Below are 17874 nucleotides of genomic sequence, written 5' to 3' on the forward strand. Positions count from 1 at the left end.
AAGATTGACGATTGGTAAGAATCCACAACAAGTTGTTCTTCATAGATGTATCTGAGGGTCTGTAGCTCAGTTGGTTAGAGCACACGCTTGATAAGCGTGGGGTCACAAGTTCAAGTCTTGTCAGACCCACCATGACTTTGACTGGTTGAAGTTATAGAAAAGAAGATACAGAACTGATGATGTAAGCTGGGGACTTAGCTTAGTTGGTAGAGCGCCTGCTTTGCACGCAGGAGGTCAGGAGTTCGACTCTCCTAGTCTCCACCAGAACTTAAGAGAAGTTCGGATTACAGAAATTAGTAAATAGAGATTTAGATCTTAGTTTATTAACTTCTGTGATTTAAGTATCACGGTATTAAGCATGACCTGACGAAGGCGTGTTTATTCATTAACAGATTGGCAAAATTGAGTCTGAAATAAATTGTTCACTCAAGAGTTTAGATTAAGCAATTGATCTAAATGAATTGAGAACTAGCAAATTAACTGAATCAAGCGTTTTGGTATATGAATTAGATTGAAGCTGTACAGTGTTTAAGTACACAGGCAACAGATAGTAGCGATGAAGAATCGCACGGACAACACTCACTTGTAGGTGTTGACGACTGTTTGGGGTTGTATAGTCAAGTAATTAAGTGCATGTGGTGGATGCCTTGGCAGTCAGAGGCGATGAAAGACGTAATAGCCTGCGATAAGCTCCGGGGAGGCGGCAAATATCCTTTGATCCGGAGATTTCTGAATGGGGGAACCCACCTACTTTAAGGTAGGTATTGCAACATGAATACATAGTGTTGCAAGGCGAACGAGGGGAAGTGAAACATCTCAGTACCCTTAGGAAAAGAAATCAATTGAGATTCCCTTAGTAGCGGCGAGCGAACGGGGATCAGCCCATTAAGTTATGTGTGTTTTAGTGGAACGCTCTGGGAAGTGCGAACGTAGAGGGTGATATTCCCGTACACGAAAGGGCACACATAATGATGACGAGTAGGGCGAGGCACGTGAAACCTTGTCTGAATATGGGGGGACCATCCTCCAAGGCTAAATACTCCTGACTGACCGATAGTGAACCAGTACCGTGAGGGAAAGGCGAAAAGAACCCCTGTGAGGGGAGTGAAATAGATCCTGAAACCGCATGCATACAAGCAGTGGGAGCCGACTTGTTCGGTGACTGCGTACCTTTTGTATAATGGGTCAGCGACTTATATTCAGTAGCGAGGTTAACCGTATAGGGGAGCCGTAGAGAAATCGAGTCTTAATAGGGCGTTTAGTTGCTGGGTATAGACCCGAAACCAGGCGATCTATCCATGAGCAGGTTGAAGGTTGGGTAACACTAACTGGAGGACCGAACCCACTGTCGTTGAAAAGCCAGGGGATGACTTGTGGATAGGGGTGAAAGGCTAATCAAGCCTGGTGATAGCTGGTTCTCCCCGAAAGCTATTTAGGTAGCGCCTCGGACGAATACCATAGGGGGTAGAGCACTGTTTCGGCTAGGGGGTCATCCCGACTTACCAAACCGATGCAAACTCCGAATACCTATGAGTACTATCCGGGAGACAGACTGCGGGTGCTAACGTCCGTAGTCAAGAGGAAAACAATCCAGACCGCCAGCTAAGGCCCCAAAATCATAGTTAAGTGGGAAACGATGTGGGAAGGCATAGACAGCTAGGAGGTTGGCTTAGAAGCAGCCACCCTTTAAAGAAAGCGTAATAGCTCACTAGTCGAGTCGGCCTGCGCGGAAGATGTAACGGGGCTAAAACTATGTGCCGAAGCTGCGGATTTGACTTTAAGTCAAGTGGTAGGGGAGCGTTCTGTAAGCCGATGAAGGTGTATTGAGAAGTATGCTGGAGGTATCAGAAGTGCGAATGCTGACGTGAGTAACGACAAAACGGGTGAAAAACCCGTTCGCCGAAAGACCAAGGGTTCCAGTCCAACGTTAATCGGGGCTGGGTGAGTCGACCCCTAAGGCGAGGCCGAAAGGCGTAGTCGATGGGAAATTGGTTAATATTCCAATACTTCTGTGTAATGCGATGAGAGGACGGAGAAGGTTAAGTCAGCCTGGCGTTGGTTGTCCAGGTGAAAGGAAGTAGGCATGCATCTTAGGCAAATCCGGGGTGCTCTATGCTGAGATCTGATAGCAAGCTGTACTTGTACAGCGAAGTGGCTGATACCATGCTTCCAGGAAAAGTCTCTAAGCTTCAGTTACACAGGAATCGTACCCTAAACCGACACAGGTGGTCAGGTCGAGTAGACCAAGGCGCTTGAGAGAACTCTGCTGAAGGAACTAGGCAAAATGGTACCGTAACTTCGGGAGAAGGTACGCTGTTGTTGGTGATGGAACTTGCTTCCTGAGCTGATGACAGCCACAGAAACCAGGCCGCTGCAACTGTTTATTAAAAACATAGCACTCTGCAAACACGAAAGTGGACGTATAGGGTGTGATGCCTGCCCGGTGCTGGAAGGTTAATTGATGGGGTTAGCGTAAGCGAAGCTCTTGATCGAAGCCCCAGTAAACGGCGGCCGTAACTATAACGGTCCTAAGGTAGCGAAATTCCTTGTCGGGTAAGTTCCGACCTGCACGAATGGCATAATGATGGCGGCGCTGTCTCCAGCAGAGGCTCAGTGAAATCGAAATCGCTGTGAAGATGCAGTGTACCCGCGGCTAGACGGAAAGACCCCGTGAACCTTTACTGCAGCTTGACATTGAACTTTGACCTTACTTGTGTAGGATAGGTGGGAGGCTTTGAAGTTGGAACGCTAGTTCCAATGGAGCCGTCCTTGAAATACCACCCTGGTAATGTTGAGGTTCTAACTCTGCCCCGTAATCCGGGGCGAGGACCATGTCTGGTGGGTAGTTTGACTGGGGCGGTCTCCTCCTAAAGAGTAACGGAGGAGTACGAAGGTGCGCTCAGCGTGGTCGGAAATCACGCGTAGAGTATAAAGGCAAAAGCGCGCTTAACTGCGAGACCCACAAGTCGAGCAGGTACGAAAGTAGGTCTTAGTGATCCGGTGGTTCTGTATGGAAGGGCCATCGCTCAACGGATAAAAGGTACTCTGGGGATAACAGGCTGATACCGCCCAAGAGTTCATATCGACGGCGGTGTTTGGCACCTCGATGTCGGCTCATCTCATCCTGGGGCTGAAGCAGGTCCCAAGGGTATGGCTGTTCGCCATTTAAAGAGGTACGCGAGCTGGGTTTAGAACGTCGTGAGACAGTTCGGTCCCTATCTACCGTGGGCGCTGGAAATTTGAGAGGATCTGCTCCTAGTACGAGAGGACCAGAGTGGACGAACCTCTGGTGTACCGGTTGTGACGCCAGTCGCATCGCCGGGTAGCTATGTTCGGAAGGGATAACCGCTGAAAGCATCTAAGCGGGAAGCCTACCTCAAGATAAGATTTCCCTAGGACTTTATGTCCTCTAAAGAGCCGTTCGAGACTAGGACGTTGATAGGTTGGATGTGGAAGCATAGTGATATGTGAAGCTGACCAATACTAATTGCTCGTGAGGCTTGACTATACAACACCCAAGCAGTTGTATATAAAGCATCAATCGATTCATTAATGTACAAAGCAACTTGATTTAGTTATATGCTTAGCTAAAATGAACAAATAAAGTAAGATTCAATCAGCCCATCTGTAAAGTTTTGGAAAACGCATCGGCACATTAAGACCAATGCAAGTATCCATACCAGTTGTGCTGGCGACCATAGCAAGAGTGAACCACCTGATCCCTTCCCGAACTCAGAAGTGAAACCTCTTAGCGCTGATGGTAGTGTGGGGTTTCCCATGTGAGAGTAAGTCATCGCCAGCTCATTATTCTAAACACCCCCTACTTAATCGTTGGGGGTGTTTTTTTGTGCGCGGAATTAATTTTGTATCCCTAATTCTTTAGACATTAAAATTAATTCAGTTTATAAAGAAATAAAGCTGCTCTAAAATTATTTACCTATTTAGAAATCTACTATGCAATGGATCTTAGTTAAAACTTTCTCGTTTCCTTATGAGGCGCAAATTGCAAAAACTCAATTAGAGGCTTTTGGAATTCCTGCACGTATTGAAAATGAACATACAATTAATATGGACTGGTTTTATTCAAATGCATTGGGTGGAGTTCGTTTATTAGTATTGGAAAAGGATATTGATGATGCAAATGCTCTTCTTGAAAAAGATTTTAGTGAAGAGTTAGAGCAAGAGTTTGGAAAAAATAAAGACCAATGCCCTAACTGTGGAAGTTATGATATTGAAGCCTACACAAAAGGAAAAAAATCAGCCTTTCTGGCTTTCATGTTCTTAGGTTTGCCTTTATTTTCTTTTACAAATGGTAATAGATGTAAACAGTGTCAATATTTTTGGAACTAATGATTTGACATTATTTTAATTGTTTAGAGTCAGTTATGAATGAAAGGCTGAAATCTATAATAAGATTGAAAATTGATCCATAATAGAAAATATTATAAAACTATAAAAAATTATAAAGGGAAGAATGTCATGGGATATAAAGGAAGTTGTCATTGTGGTCAGATTAAATTTGTAGCTGAAGGAGAGCTCTTAGAGGTTTTATCTTGCAATTGTTCCATTTGTCAAAAGAAAGGTTCTTTACTTTGGTTCTTAGCAAGTAAGCAAGTTGAAATTTCTTTAGAAAATCCTGATATTTTAGAGAGTTATACTTTTAATAAACATGTGATTAATCATTACTTTTGTAAAAAATGTGGTATTCATCCTTATGCCCAAGGTCTAGATGCAGAAGGTAATTCTATCTTTGCTATTAATGTTCGATGTATAGATGACATAGATTTAGAAAAAATAAAAATAAATTATTTTGATGGACGTTCAGTTTAATAAATATAAGGATTTATTTAATGACAGCAAAAAAGCAACTAGCTCCAAAGCAGATAGAAGTTTTAGTTGAGACATTAAAAGATAGGTTCGAAAAGAATCCACATCGTCATAAAGAAATAGATTGGTCCAATGTACAAACTAAACTAATTAAATCTCCTGAAAAATTATGGTCATTGCAAGAAATGGAGAGTACAGGAGGAGAGCCTGACATTGTGGCTTATGATCAGTTGAAAGATGAATATTTGTTTGTGGATTGCTCTCCTGAGACACCCAAAGGCCGTAGAAGTCTTTGTTATGATCGAGAAGCTTTGGTCGCTAGAAAAGATCACCCTCCTAAGAATAGTGCAATAGATATAGCTAAAGAAATGGGAGCCGAGCTTCTCACAGAAGAGCAATACCATGAATTACAAAATTTAGGAGAGTTTGATCTTAAAACATCGAGTTGGCTCAAAACCCCAGATGAGATTCGACAGTTAGATGGAGCAATTTTTGCTGACCGACGTTATGGTCGGGTCTTTATTTATCATAATGGAGCACAATCTTATTATGCTGCTCGTGGATTTCGGTGCTTTCTAAGAATTTAGACTTTATAGTTTCATGAGAATTATTAGGTTTGATCTTTTATGCCAAGAAATTGGAGCTTCTTGCAACTTTTGATTAACCGTAAACATGACAAGATAGATGCTGGATTTAAATAAAAACATCAGGACATCTTTAAAAATGCAACCCAATCCAATTTATTATAATGAACAACATATTGCTTTTGCTGATAATGTTCGTCGATTTGTACAAAAAGAAATTGCACCCTTCGTTAATGAGTGGGATGAAGCTGAGACATTTCCAAGAGAACTTTATAAAAAAGCTGCTGAGATTGGTTTATTAGGGTTAGGATTCTCTGATGAATATGGTGGTATTCCAGATGCTGATCCATTCTATTCATTACTGGCTGGTATAGAAATGGCAAAGGCAGGTTCGGGTGGTGTACATATCTCGTTGATGGTACATACGATTGGTGCTCCGCCAATTCAATACTTTGGAAGTGAGGAGCTAAAAGCAAAAGTTCTCCCAAGTATTATTTCCGGTGACAAAATTTCTGCTTTAGCAATTACAGAACCAGCTGGTGGGTCGGATGTAGCTGCATTACAAACTAAAGCCGTTCGTGATGGTGATTATTATATTGTCTCGGGCGAGAAGACATTTATCACATCGGGAATTCGTGCAGATTACTATACAGTTGCAGTGCGTACAGACCCAACTAAAACAGGTGCAGAAGGCATTTCAATGTTGTTAATTGATGCCCACAGTGAAGGAATTACTAAAACACCTTTAAAAAAAATGGGATGGTGGGCTTCTGATACAGCTCATTTGCATTTTGATCAAGTACGAGTACCCGCATCAAATCTGCTCGGTAAAGAAAACGCTGGTTTTAAAGTTATTATGAATAACTTTAATATGGAACGTTTTTTCTTAGGTGTAGTGGCTTATGGGTATGCATTAGTCTGTTATGAAGAAGCTTTAGACTGGGCGCAACAACGGGAAACTTTTGGTAAGTGTTTAATTGATCATCAAGTGGTTCGTCATAAATTGGTAGATATGGCAACGCAATTGACTTCAACACGGGCATTACTTGAAGAAACTGCATGGAAAATGACTCAGCCACAATTACAAGGCCCAGAGTTAGTTGCACAGATTTCAATGCTTAAAAATGTTGCGACTCGCACTATGCAATTTTGTGCTGATGCCGCTGTGCAAACATTAGGTGGCATGGGCTTTATGCGAGGTACCAAGTCTGAACGTATTTATCGTGAGGTGAAGGTGAATATGATTGGTGGTGGTGCTGAAGAAATTATGAAAGATTTAATTAGTAAGCAGTTGGGTTATTGATTTTTGTAAGGTGGTCATTGAGCCACCTTTTTTATTTCAAAGCCATCTCCCAGACCATTTCGGTTAACTCATCAATTTTGACTTTACCCTCAGCCTTATACCAAGTTACGGTCCACGAAATTGCACCACCAACTAATCTTCGCCAAATAAAAGCATCATGTTTTACCTTGGCTTGGGTACGTAACTTTTCAATAACATCTAACCAGATTTGCTCATACTCATTACGCATTTTTAAAAGATAATCTTGTTTTTCTTTTGACAGGGCAAACCATTCATAAACCAAAACAGCCATGGCTGCACCTGTATCTCCAGTAATTGAAATGAGTTCAGCTTTAATAAGAGCACGTAATTGTTGTTCTGGATCGGTAGATTGAGCGGCTGCATCTTCTAAACGAGCAAGATTGTAAATAATGGTTTCTTCCATTACATGAGCGAGGATGTCATCCTTACTTTTGAAGTGATGAAATAAGCTACCTGATTGAATTCCAATAAATTGAGCAAGTTCGCGTACAGTGGTTTTATCATAGCCTTGTTTGTGAAATAGGTAGGCAGCCCCCCGTAATAAACGACCACGTGGGCTATCATCAAAACAAGAAATATTTGGAATCTGTTCAATTGAAGTAGCAATCATGCGAAAGCTGGATCCTTTATATAAAAATACTTAACAGAAAAGTTTGCCCAATCTCATCATGTTTTAGCTGAGCTGTCGAGTTTGGCAGTTTTGGTCAATTTCACAATAACATTTTGCTCTTTACAAACCAAGCGCTTGCTTGGTAATGTTGAGTGTAATTTTTAAACAAAATAATGAGAAATAAGATGGCAAGTAATCAACTGGATGATGAGCGTGTCGTAAAAATAGGTTGTGCCTCAGGTTTTTGGGGAGACACCAATACTGCCGCTTTCCAATTAGTACATCTAACTGATATTAATTATTTAGTTTTTGATTATTTGTCAGAGATCACCATGTCGATTATGGCAAAAGCGAAGATGGTGGAACCAAAACATGGCTATGCTCTGGATTTTGTTAGCCGAGTGATGGCACCTTTACTTAAAAAAATTGCTGAAAAAAAGATTAAGGTGATTAGCAATGCAGGTGGTGTTAATCCATTGGCTTGTCGAGATGCTTTGCAAAAATTAATTAAAGAATATGGTCTAGATCTAAAAGTTGCTGTGGTTTTGGGTGATGATCTTTTAGCACAACATGAGCAACTCAAGCAGAAAAATATTCGGGAAATGTTTAGCGGCGAAGCTTTGCCAGAACAGGTGGCGAGCAGTAATGCTTATTTAGGTGCGGTGGCTATTCGTGATGCTTTAAATTTAGGCGCAGATATTGTGATTACTGGCCGTGTTGTTGACTCTGCTGTGGTGCTTGCACCGTTATTGTATGAGTATCAATGGTCGCTTGATGACTATGACAAATTGGCACAAGGTTCATTAGCAGGCCATGTGATTGAATGTGGTGCGCAGTGTACGGGCGGTAACTTTACTGATTGGCAATTGGTACAAGGCTTTGACAACATGGGATTTCCTGTGGTTGAAGTTAGTGAGGATGGTTCATTTGTTGTGACTAAACCACAGGGGACAGGTGGTCTGGTATCTATAGCAACAGTTGCTGAGCAAATCGTTTATGAAATTGGTAATCCTCAAGCATATTTATTACCAGATGTGATTGCTGATTTTAGTCAGGTGCATTTAGAGCAAATCGGGGAGCATCGAGTCCGTGTGACTGGTGCCACGGGACAAGCACCTACTGCGCAATATAAAGTTAGTGCAACTTATCCTGATGGTTATCGGGTTTTAGTGAGTTTCTTAATTGCAGGACGTGAGGCACCACAAAAAGCGCAAGTGATTGCAGATGCGATTTTGACTAAATGTGAGCGTGTTTTAGCAATGCGCTCAGTGCCACTGTTTAGTGAAAAGTCGGTTGAAATCTTAGGTATTGAAAGTACCTATGGAGCACATGCTCAAGTTTTAAACAGTCGTGAAGTTGTAGTAAAAATAGCTGTAAAACACATGTTCAAAGAAGCATGTATGTTTTTTGCATCAGAAATTGCTCAGGCCTCTACAGGCATGGCTCCAGCTTTGGCTGGTATTGTTGGTGGACGACCTAAAGCATCTCCAGTCATTAAATTATTTTCATTTTTAATTGATAAAAATCCGCTTAATGTTGAAATCGATTTTGAGGGGAATCGTTATCTGGTTGAGATTCCTCGGAACACTTCTACAGAGCAATTCAATACTTTAGCAGCGGGTGAAAGTGCGGTTTATGAAGGGAATGAAATAGAAGTTCCTTTGATTGAAATTGCCCATGCCCGCAGTGGTGATAAAGGTAATCATAGCAATATCGGCGTGATTGCGCGTAAAGCAGAATATTTACCGTGGATTCGTGCAGCACTGACTGAACAGGCTGTTGCAAGCTATATGCAACATGTTTTGGATGCTGAAAAGGGGCGTGTAATTCGTTATGAGTTACCAGGTTTAAATGCACTGAATTTTATGCTGGAGAATGCCTTGGGTGGAGGTGGTGTTGCAAGCCTACGTATAGATCCGCAAGGTAAAGCATTTGCACAACAATTATTGGATATGCCTGTAAAAGTTCCGGCACATCTTTTAGAAAAATAAAATGAATGGATGAAACAAAGATGAGTTATCAATCAATTTTTAGACCAGATGCTTTCGCTAATAAAGTCATCATTGTGACAGGTGGCGGCTCAGGAATTGGTCGTTGTACTGCACATGAGCTTGCTGCCCTTGGTGCTCAAGTGGTGATTACAGGACGCAAAATTGAGAAATTAGAGAAAGTAAGCCAAGAAATTATAGAAGATGGTGGCCAGGTTCATTTCATTGGTTGTGATAACCGTGAAGAAGAACAAGTGAAAAATATGATTGCTGAGGTGATTGATAAATTCGGCAAACTCGATGGTCTGGTAAATAATGCAGGCGGCCAATTTCCATCAGCTTTAGAAAATATTTCTGCGAATGGTTTTGATGCAGTCGTACGTAATAATCTACATTCAACTTTCTATTTAATGCGCGAAGCTTATAACCAATGGATGGCAAAACATGGTGGCAGTATTGTCAACATGACTGCCGATATGTGGGGCGGCATGCCGGGAATGGGGCATTCTGGTGCTGCGCGTTCAGGAGTTGATAACTTAACAAAAACAGCATCGGTTGAATGGGGGAAATCAGGTGTTCGTGTAAATGCGGTTGCACCGGGATGGATTGTTTCATCAGGTATGGATAATTATAGTGGGGATTTTGCCAAAGTCATCATTCCAAGCCTTGCTGGCAATGTGCCCTTAAAACGTATGGGAACTGAGTCGGAAGTCTCATCGGCGATTTGTTATTTACTGTCCGATGCTGCGGCTTTTGTGTCAGGTGTAACTTTGCGTATTGATGGCGCTGCATCGCAAGGGACACGAATGTATCCACTAAGCGAAGCGACAAATAGTCAGTCTTATAATGGTTTTCATCGTGCATTTATTCCTGAAATTTTTCAGAAAAAGACTGAGGCTGAGGAGGAGTAACAGTGACTATTCTCCAATCCGAAATTGCTGTTGGCAGCGAACAGTATCAAAAGAATAAAGAGGTACTGCTTACTCAACTGAGTGAAGTCCGTGCAATTCAGCAAAAAAGCATTGATAAATCGTATGCTGCCAAACCGAAGTTCGATAAAAAGGGCAAGATTTTACCACATGAGCGGGTGCGATTATTGCTCGATGCTGATTCGCCTTTTATCGAACTATGCGGTTTGGTTGGCTACAACATGCATGATGATAAAGATGGTTCAGAAGCGGGTGGTGGAGTAATCGCAGGCATTGGTTTTGTCAGTGGTGTGCGTTGTTTAGTTTCTGCAAGTAATAGTGCAATCAAAGGTGGGACGATGTCACCCATGGGCGTGCAGAAAACCTTACGCCTGCAAAAAATTGCCTTAGAACAGAAACTCCCGTTAATTACACTGACTGAAAGTGGTGGCGCTAACTTAAATTATGCGGCAGAAGTATTTACCTATGGCGGTATGACCTTTGCCAATCAAGCACGTCTTTCAGCGGCTGGTATTCCTCAACTTGCAGTTGTACATGGTAATGCAACGGCTGGAGGTGCTTATCAACCAGGACTTTCAGATTATGTCATTGCTGTACGCAAACAAACCGAAATGCTTCTTGCAGGCCCACCTTTACTTTTAGCTGCGACTGGTGAAGTAGCAACAGCTGAAGAGTTGGGTGGGGCAGAAATGCATGCACAGATTGCTGGAACAGCAGAATACTTAGCTGAAAATGATGCTGATGGTATTCGGCTTGCACGTGAAATATTTGAGCATCTGAACTGGAAAGAGCAAATCAAACCCGTTGATGAGGCTTATAAAGAACCTCGTTACGATACTGAGGAACTGTTGGGTGTGATTCCAAACGACCCCAAACAACCACTGAATATGAAAGAAGTGGTTGCCAGAATTGTTGATGATTCAGACTTTCTAGAATTTAAACAGGAATATGATGATTTAACGGTATGTGGCTGGGCAAAAATTGGAGGCTTGCATATTGGTATTATTACCAATAATGGTCCGATTACGCCTCAAGGAGCGGCTAAAACGGCTCAGTTTATTCATCTGTGTGAACAGACCAAGCGTCCGTTATTGTTCTTGCACAACACCACAGGTTTTATGGTGGGAACTGATGCAGAGCAAAATGGCATTATCAAACATGGCTCAAAACTGATTCAGGCTGTTGCCAATTGTACTGTACCTAAAATTTCGATTGTTGTAGCAGGGTCATATGGTGCAGGGAACTACGCGATGTGCGGTCGGAGCCTCTCGCCAGATTTTATTTTTGCTTGGCCAAATTCGCATGTTGCCGTAATGGGTGCTGCTCAAGCCGGAAAGGTGCTACGCATTGTGGCTGAAGGAAAGCAAAAAGCTTCCGGTCAGGAACCTAATCCGCAAATGCTCGATTTTCTTGAGCAGAGTACGACCATGAAATTAGAGCAGCAATCTACCGCGCTTTTCAATACGGCGATGCTACATGACGATGGCATTATTGACCCGCGAGATAGCCGAAAATTATTAATTTTCCTTTTACAAACAATTTATGAAGCACAGCAACGAGAGCTAAATCCAACTCGTTTTGGCGTGTCTCGTTTTTAATCAACCTTTACCGCAATTAAAAAAATTAATAGGAAAACACAATGAAATTTACTGCCGAACACGAAGCATTACGCCGCACAGCTCGCCAATTTGTTCAAAATGAGCTGAACCCACATATTCCAGAATGGGAGGATGCCGGGAAATTTCCAATCCACGACGTATTTAAAAAAATGGGTGATCTTGGTTTATTAGGGATTTGTAAGCCAGAAGAAAATGGTGGTTTAGCTTTAGATTATTCTTATAACCTTGTGGTTGCTGAAGAAATTGGGCACGCAGCTTGTGGAGGAGTGCCTTTAGCCATTGGTGTTCAAACTGATATGGCAACACCTGCTTTGGCTCGTTTTGGCAGTAAAGAATTACGTGATGAGTTTTTAACACCAGCGATTGCTGGAGAATATGTCGCATCCATTGCAGTATCAGAAGTGCATGCCGGTTCGGATGTGGCAGCCATTAAAACGACTGCTAAAAAAGATGGTGATGACTATGTTATTAACGGCAGCAAAATGTGGATTACCAACTCATTGCAGGCCGATTTCTTTTGCCTTTTAGCCAATACTTCTGATGATAAGCCCCATGTTAATAAGTCGATGATTATCGTGCCAGCAAAAACCAAAGGCATCAGTTTTTCTGAACCACTTAATAAATTGGGAATGCGTTCAACCACCACAGCACAAGTTTATTTAGACAACGTGCGTGTACCACAGCATAACTTGGTGGGTGTTGAAGGTATGGGCTTTATGATGCAAATGATGCAATTTCAGGAAGAGCGGTTATGGGCATGTGCTAACTCGATTGGCGGGTTGGAAAATTTAATCCAAAAGACTATCGACTATACCAAAGAGCGTAGCACTTTTGGTCAGTCCCTCATTAATAACCAATATATCCATTTCCGTTTTGCCGAGCTCATGACCGAAGTGGAAGCACTTAAAGCATTAACATACCAAGCGTGTGAACAGCATATTGCGGGTGAAGATGTTACTAAGCTGGCATCTATGGCAAAACTAAAAGCAGGCCGCTTAAGCCGTGAAGTAGCCGATAGTTGCTTACAATATTGGGGCGGCAATGGCTTTATGTGGGATAACCCTGCCTCACAGCTGTATCGTGATGGCCGTTTAGGATCTATTGGTGGTGGTGCAGATGAGATTATGTTGGGGATTATCTGTAAGTTAATGGACATTTTGCCTAAAAAACAGAAATAAAATAAGGGATAAGCCATGACGCTTTCAACATCTCTACAAGCTTTAGATCTTGATGACAGCATTCAATTAGAACAAGACGGCAGTATTTTATATCTCTGGTTAAACAGACCAGAGAGCCGTAATGCCATGAATTTGAAGATGGTCAATGCCATTCAACAAGTCTTTGCTGCTATTCGCAATGATCTTTTGATTCGTGCAGTCATTATTCGTGGCGAAGGTGGATCTTTTTGTGCAGGTGGTGACATTAAAGACATGGCTGCTTTACGTGTTGAAGCGACCAATGTCGGTACCTTACAACCTTATGCTGATTTTAACCGTCGTTTTGGTGCCATGCTTGAGCAAGTTGAAGTTGCACCGCAAACGGTTGTGGTGATTTTAGAAGGTGCTGTTTTAGGTGGTGGTTTTGGTTTGGCATGTGTTTCCGATGTTGCCATCAGCCGTGACAATGCTAAGTTTGGTTTGCCTGAAACGGGACTTGGTGTGATTCCTGCGCAAATTGCTCCTTTTGTGGTGAAGCGTATTGGCCTGACTCAGGCTCGTCGATTAGCTTTATTAGGCATGCGTTTTGAGGGCCATATAGCACTTAGTGTCGGAGTAGTCCATCAGATTGCTCATAATGAAATTGAACTAGAGCAAGCTTTAGAGGAAACGATTCAACACATTAAACGAGCAGCTCCCCAAGCTTCGCGTGTGACTAAAGTACTGTTACATCGAACGTTCAATGAGTCTTTGAGTGATTTGTTAGATGATGCTGCACAGCAGTTTGCTCAAGCAGTTGGTGGTGCCGAGGGACAAGAAGGAACGATGGCTTTTATCCAGAAACGCTTGCCAAACTGGGCTGATGAGTCATAAGAGATAAGGATAAAAATAATGAAATTTTCAAAAGTACTGGTTGCCAACCGTGGTGAAATTGCAGTTCGAGTCATGCAAACTGCTAAGGCAATGGGCTATCAAACCGTCGCAGTTTATTCTGATGCTGACCGTAACGCTCGCCATGTGCAAGAAGCAGATGAAGCTGTTTACATTGGGCTATCAAAAGTATCTGAGTCTTATCTTTCAATTGCAAAAATTATAGATGCTTGTAAAAAAACAGGAGCAGATGCGGTTCATCCTGGTTATGGATTTTTGTCTGAAAATACCGATTTTGCACAGGCCTGTATCGACAACAAGATTACGTTTATTGGGCCAACAGCTTCTGCAATTGAGTTAATGGGAAGTAAGCGACTTTCAAAAATTACCATGATTGAAGCAGGTGTACCTTGTGTACCTGGTTATGAAGGCGATCGGCAAGACCTTGAATATTTAGCAGCTCAAGCAGAACAGGTTGGCTTTCCAATTATGGTCAAAGCCTCTGCGGGCGGTGGTGGCCGTGGTATGCGCTTGGTACAGCAGTCGTCCGAGTTGATTGAAGCTTTGCAAACTGCACGTTCAGAGGCTGAAAATGCCTTTGGCTCAGGCGAACTTATTTTGGAAAAAGCAGTGATTGCTCCACGCCATGTCGAAATTCAGGTTTTTGGCGATACACACCGCAATTATGTTTATCTGTTTGAGCGTGATTGTTCGATTCAACGCCGTCACCAAAAGGTTGTTGAAGAAGCGCCATGTCCAATCATGATTCCTGAACTGCGTCAGCAAATGGGTGAGGCGGCTGTAGCAGCGGCTAAAGCATGTGCTTATGTCGGTGCAGGAACGGTTGAGTTTTTGCTTGATGCGTCGGGGACATTTTATTTTTTAGAAATGAATACCCGTTTGCAAGTAGAGCATCCGGTCACTGAGCTCATTACAGGACTAGATTTAGTTGAATGGCAGTTACGTATTGCGAATGGTGAACAATTGCCTTTGCAACAACATGAATTGACATTAAACGGCCATGCAATCGAAGTGCGCTTGTATGCCGAAGATCCGCGGCAAGATTTCTTGCCACAAACAGGTCAAGTGTTACGTTGGCAGCCAGCAATATTGCCAAATGTACGAATTGACCACGGCATGTTGACAACCGATGAGGTTAGCCCTTTCTATGACCCGATGGTGGCGAAGGTGATCGCATACGGTAAAACCCGTGAGGATGCGATTCGCTTACTTGCTCGTGCCGTAGATGATTGTGTTTTGCTGGGTGTAAACAGTAATAAACAATTTTTGGTCAATTTATTACGCCATCCTGTCTTTGTTGCTGGCGATACCAATACTGCATTTATTCAACAGCATTTTCAAAACGACAACAGTCTACATAAGCCAGTTCTATGTTTGGAAACCTTAGCCATTGCGGCGGCATTGTTTAGTCAAAGTAAAGGTACTGTGGCGTGGCAAACTGGATTAGGTGTGCCATTACCGTTAAAGCTTAAATATGATGATCAACAAATTCAATTGCAGCTTTCATCTGTAAATAACACGTTTACGGCACAGCTTTGTGATCAAACAGTTTGTATTGAAGTGCTTGAGAGAACACCAGAGCAATTAGTTTATTTAATTGATGGCGTACGCCGCCATGTGCAATATGTATTAGATGGTGATCAGCTTTATTTAGATCGAGAGAATGGCAATGTTGTGATACGAAATATGACTTATGCTGCGCCAGAAATAGCTGATGTGACTGGTGATGGCAAAATTCGTGCACCGATGGACGGTGCTGTAGTAAATATTTTGGTCAATAAAGGCGATCAAGTCGTGAAAGGGCAAACTTTATTAGTACTTGAAGCCATGAAAATTCAACAGCAGATTAAATCTGATGTGGATGGTGTAGTTGAAGATGTGTTAGGGCAACAGGGTCAACAAGTAAAAAAACGGCAAATGTTATTTAGTATTGTGGTCTAATAATAAATGCCACCTTTTATGGGTGGCATTTATTTAAATGAAGACTTGTAATTTATTCTCCATCGGCCTCTGCAATCAACTGACTTGCTTTTTTTAGGCTATAAAGTAACTGTCCCAAAAGAACCTCTTTATTACTTAAAGTGACCATCACCATAGGGTGATGAACTGCTGGAATAGCCGTCAGAATGGCCTTGCCATTATCTGCATCTAAGGTAATGTTATTACAGCCAGTGAGTTGAATCTCTTTTAAAAATGCAGTGACCATTGCCAAAATTGAGCTACTCACCGCTGCTAATTTGGTGGTGTTATGATAGTTTTTATGACTTACTATCGCCAATTCAAAACCATCAGAAGAGCAAATCATCACAAAATCTACACCACGCGTATTCATTAAAATATTATAAGCTTCACTTTTTGCGAGTTGTAGCAATTGCGTTGGTGCTGTTCGTTTTTGAACTGGAATACTAAGCATGATTGTTCCCCTGAGATGTTAAGCCTACTTTTACTTCAAGCGAGGCAATTAATGACTCAACCATCATTAAAATTTGTTCTTGCTCTCGCGCATCAATGAAAAATAATGGATAAGTTAATTCATTTGCTTTTATCCAGTTACGATATTGCTGAAGAGAAGATTCTTTATTTTCATCAACATGAGTAATGCCAATTGCAATATTATCATTATAATTTTTAAAGGTTTCTAAGTAGCTTTCTAGCTCGGCAATTGGATTAGCACTATTATGATCTAATAATAAAATAATACCGATTGCACCTTCACAAATGACCGACCATATAAAATCAAAACGGCTTTGTCCGGGTGTTCCATAGAGTCCAATTTTGACTCCATCATCTAATGTAATTTCACCATAATCAATGCCTACAGTGGTTTGGGTTTTCTGGTGGCTTTGTACATCGGTATTAAATGCTTCAGTTCCCAAAATTGGAATTTCAGATAGCGATTTAATCGCTTCTGTTTTACCTGCCCCCATACTACCTGCAAAGACAATTTTGTATTGCTGTATAATCATAACTTACCTTAAAGACCAAAACGCCGTCTAATCTTCCCTATAAAATTTTTAAAAAAATGATTATCTATATTTGAATTTTCTAAATGAGAATTGGGTTCGTAAGAACATTTATTTGCCGAAACAAATCTTCCATTATTGGCTATTAAACAAGCTGTAACGAAGCATAAGACGTCATCAACTGATAAGTTAAGCTGTTTAGCCACCTCATGAATTTTTGCTCCCTGTATAAAACATGCAGAGAGTTGTAGGCTCACTTTTCTATATTCTTTTTGGTAGGGCTGTGGCCAATGATCAATTTTAAAATATCTATCCGCTGTAGCTAGATTTTCAAAGTTTTTTGAATGCCAAATCAGATTCCACAACCAGTCCTGTAAATAGTAGTTTTTTTTACGAGACACTTTGGTGAAGTCGGAGGTTTTAGCAAAAGTGAAATCAAAGCTTTGATTAGTTCGTGTGAGTTGGCGTGATGGTTCTAACCACGCAATTTGCGTCCTATTATCAATAATAGCGAGAGTACCTTTGTCATCAAAGATGTGTAGTCTGGCATTTTCTGGACTGTGCAAATTTCTTATAAAATGATCATCAATGAGTAGGGGCTCATTTGGTAAATCTGAAACTACAGTAGTGCTCTTCTGGTTTAAATACGATAATAGGTTTATTTGTAGCCAGTCTAATAGAGATTCTACTTTTTCTAGCGGTAGATGCAGGGTATGTTCATCAAGTTGATATCCATTTTGTGAAGGAGTTTTAGTAATTTTTAAATAAGGACATTTTTTCTTTTGAAGAATATTTTGAATATTATCTGAATCAAAAAAGCTTTCGTTAATTAATAATAAATCAATATGAGTATTAGAAATATTAACCCAATTAATACCATACTGATGAGATATTAAATTTCTGATTAAAGTTTTTAATTCATCTAGAACTTTCAAACTTAAACCAGAAGTGGCAATATTTATGCAATTCCTATCCATAGTAT

Annotated in this window: 14 protein-coding genes, 2 tRNA genes and 2 rRNA genes; 14 read left to right on the plus strand and 4 right to left on the minus strand. The window is 41.4% G+C overall.

Going from position 1 to position 17874, the window contains the following annotated elements; translation table 11 throughout:
- Positions 1 to 55: 55 nt before the first annotated feature.
- The 8 genes from MMY79_RS02455 (at position 56) to MMY79_RS02490 (ending at position 6714) form a co-directional block, all read left to right on the plus strand.
- Positions 56 to 132, plus strand: a tRNA-Ile gene (locus tag MMY79_RS02455).
- A gap of 56 nt (positions 133 to 188) precedes the next feature.
- Positions 189 to 264 (plus strand) — tRNA-Ala (locus MMY79_RS02460).
- 351 nt (positions 265 to 615) lie between these two features.
- Positions 616 to 3508, plus strand: a 23S ribosomal RNA gene (locus MMY79_RS02465).
- A gap of 179 nt (positions 3509 to 3687) precedes the next feature.
- A 5S ribosomal RNA gene (gene rrf, locus MMY79_RS02470) occupies positions 3688 to 3802 on the plus strand.
- A gap of 152 nt (positions 3803 to 3954) precedes the next feature.
- Positions 3955 to 4350 (plus strand): DUF2007 domain-containing protein, encoded by a 396-nt coding sequence (locus tag MMY79_RS02475; RefSeq protein ID WP_252611732.1) that lies wholly within the window; start codon positions 3955 to 3957, stop codon positions 4348 to 4350.
- Between the two features lie 129 nt (positions 4351 to 4479).
- On the plus strand, positions 4480 to 4830 hold the full coding sequence (locus MMY79_RS02480; protein WP_252611734.1) for a GFA family protein: 351 nt from the start codon (positions 4480 to 4482) through the stop codon (positions 4828 to 4830).
- 20 nt (positions 4831 to 4850) lie between these two features.
- A complete protein-coding gene (locus tag MMY79_RS02485; protein WP_252611736.1) occupies positions 4851 to 5414 on the plus strand; it encodes a DUF4256 domain-containing protein in 564 nt (187 codons plus the stop codon).
- Between the two features lie 136 nt (positions 5415 to 5550).
- A complete protein-coding gene (locus MMY79_RS02490) occupies positions 5551 to 6714 on the plus strand; it encodes an acyl-CoA dehydrogenase family protein (protein ID WP_252611738.1) in 1164 nt (387 codons plus the stop codon).
- Positions 6715 to 6745: 31 nt separating this feature from the next.
- Here MMY79_RS02490 and MMY79_RS02495 read toward each other — a convergent pair whose 3' ends face one another.
- Positions 6746 to 7345 carry a TetR/AcrR family transcriptional regulator gene (locus tag MMY79_RS02495; RefSeq protein ID WP_252611740.1) on the minus strand — a complete coding sequence of 200 codons (600 nt, stop codon included), beginning with the start codon at positions 7343 to 7345 and terminating at the stop codon, positions 6746 to 6748.
- A 185-nt stretch (positions 7346 to 7530) separates the two neighbouring features.
- On the opposite strand from MMY79_RS02495, the gene MMY79_RS02500 reads away from it, so the two are divergent.
- From MMY79_RS02500 to MMY79_RS02525, 6 genes are read left to right on the plus strand one after another with little or no spacing between them, the layout of a single operon-like run.
- Positions 7531 to 9336, plus strand: coding sequence for an acyclic terpene utilization AtuA family protein (locus tag MMY79_RS02500; RefSeq protein WP_252611742.1), 1806 nt, complete (start codon positions 7531 to 7533; stop codon positions 9334 to 9336).
- Positions 9337 to 9356: 20 nt separating this feature from the next.
- Positions 9357 to 10244, plus strand: coding sequence for an SDR family oxidoreductase (locus tag MMY79_RS02505; protein ID WP_252611744.1), 888 nt, complete (start codon positions 9357 to 9359; stop codon positions 10242 to 10244).
- Between the two features lie 2 nt (positions 10245 to 10246).
- Complete coding sequence (locus tag MMY79_RS02510; RefSeq protein ID WP_252611746.1) at positions 10247 to 11860, plus strand: carboxyl transferase domain-containing protein; 1614 nt, start codon at positions 10247 to 10249, stop codon at positions 11858 to 11860.
- A gap of 41 nt (positions 11861 to 11901) precedes the next feature.
- Positions 11902 to 13059 (plus strand): acyl-CoA dehydrogenase family protein, encoded by a 1158-nt coding sequence (locus MMY79_RS02515; protein WP_252611749.1) that lies wholly within the window; start codon positions 11902 to 11904, stop codon positions 13057 to 13059.
- A 15-nt stretch (positions 13060 to 13074) separates the two neighbouring features.
- On the plus strand, positions 13075 to 13911 hold the full coding sequence (locus MMY79_RS02520) for an enoyl-CoA hydratase-related protein (protein WP_252611751.1): 837 nt from the start codon (positions 13075 to 13077) through the stop codon (positions 13909 to 13911).
- A gap of 18 nt (positions 13912 to 13929) precedes the next feature.
- Positions 13930 to 15870, plus strand: a complete 1941-nt coding sequence (locus tag MMY79_RS02525; protein ID WP_252611753.1) for an acetyl/propionyl/methylcrotonyl-CoA carboxylase subunit alpha — start codon at positions 13930 to 13932, stop codon at positions 15868 to 15870.
- 52 nt (positions 15871 to 15922) lie between these two features.
- On the opposite strand, the gene MMY79_RS02530 is transcribed toward MMY79_RS02525, so the two are convergent.
- Genes MMY79_RS02530 through MMY79_RS02540 form a run of 3 tightly spaced genes read right to left on the minus strand, consistent with a single transcriptional unit; the run spans position 15923 to position 17869 of the window.
- Positions 15923 to 16342: a roadblock/LC7 domain-containing protein gene (locus MMY79_RS02530; protein ID WP_252611755.1), complete on the minus strand. Its 420-nt coding sequence runs from the start codon at positions 16340 to 16342 to the stop codon at positions 15923 to 15925.
- Positions 16335 to 16895, minus strand: a complete 561-nt coding sequence (locus MMY79_RS02535) for an ATP/GTP-binding protein (protein ID WP_252611756.1) — start codon at positions 16893 to 16895, stop codon at positions 16335 to 16337. Before MMY79_RS02535 ends, MMY79_RS02530 begins: the two co-directional genes overlap by 8 nt.
- A gap of 8 nt (positions 16896 to 16903) precedes the next feature.
- On the minus strand, positions 16904 to 17869 hold the full coding sequence (locus MMY79_RS02540) for a hypothetical protein (protein ID WP_252611758.1): 966 nt from the start codon (positions 17867 to 17869) through the stop codon (positions 16904 to 16906).
- Positions 17870 to 17874 lie beyond the last annotated feature (5 nt).

This window comes from Acinetobacter sp. XS-4 (genome assembly GCF_023920705.1).
Taxonomy (GTDB): Bacteria; Pseudomonadota; Gammaproteobacteria; order Pseudomonadales; family Moraxellaceae; genus Acinetobacter.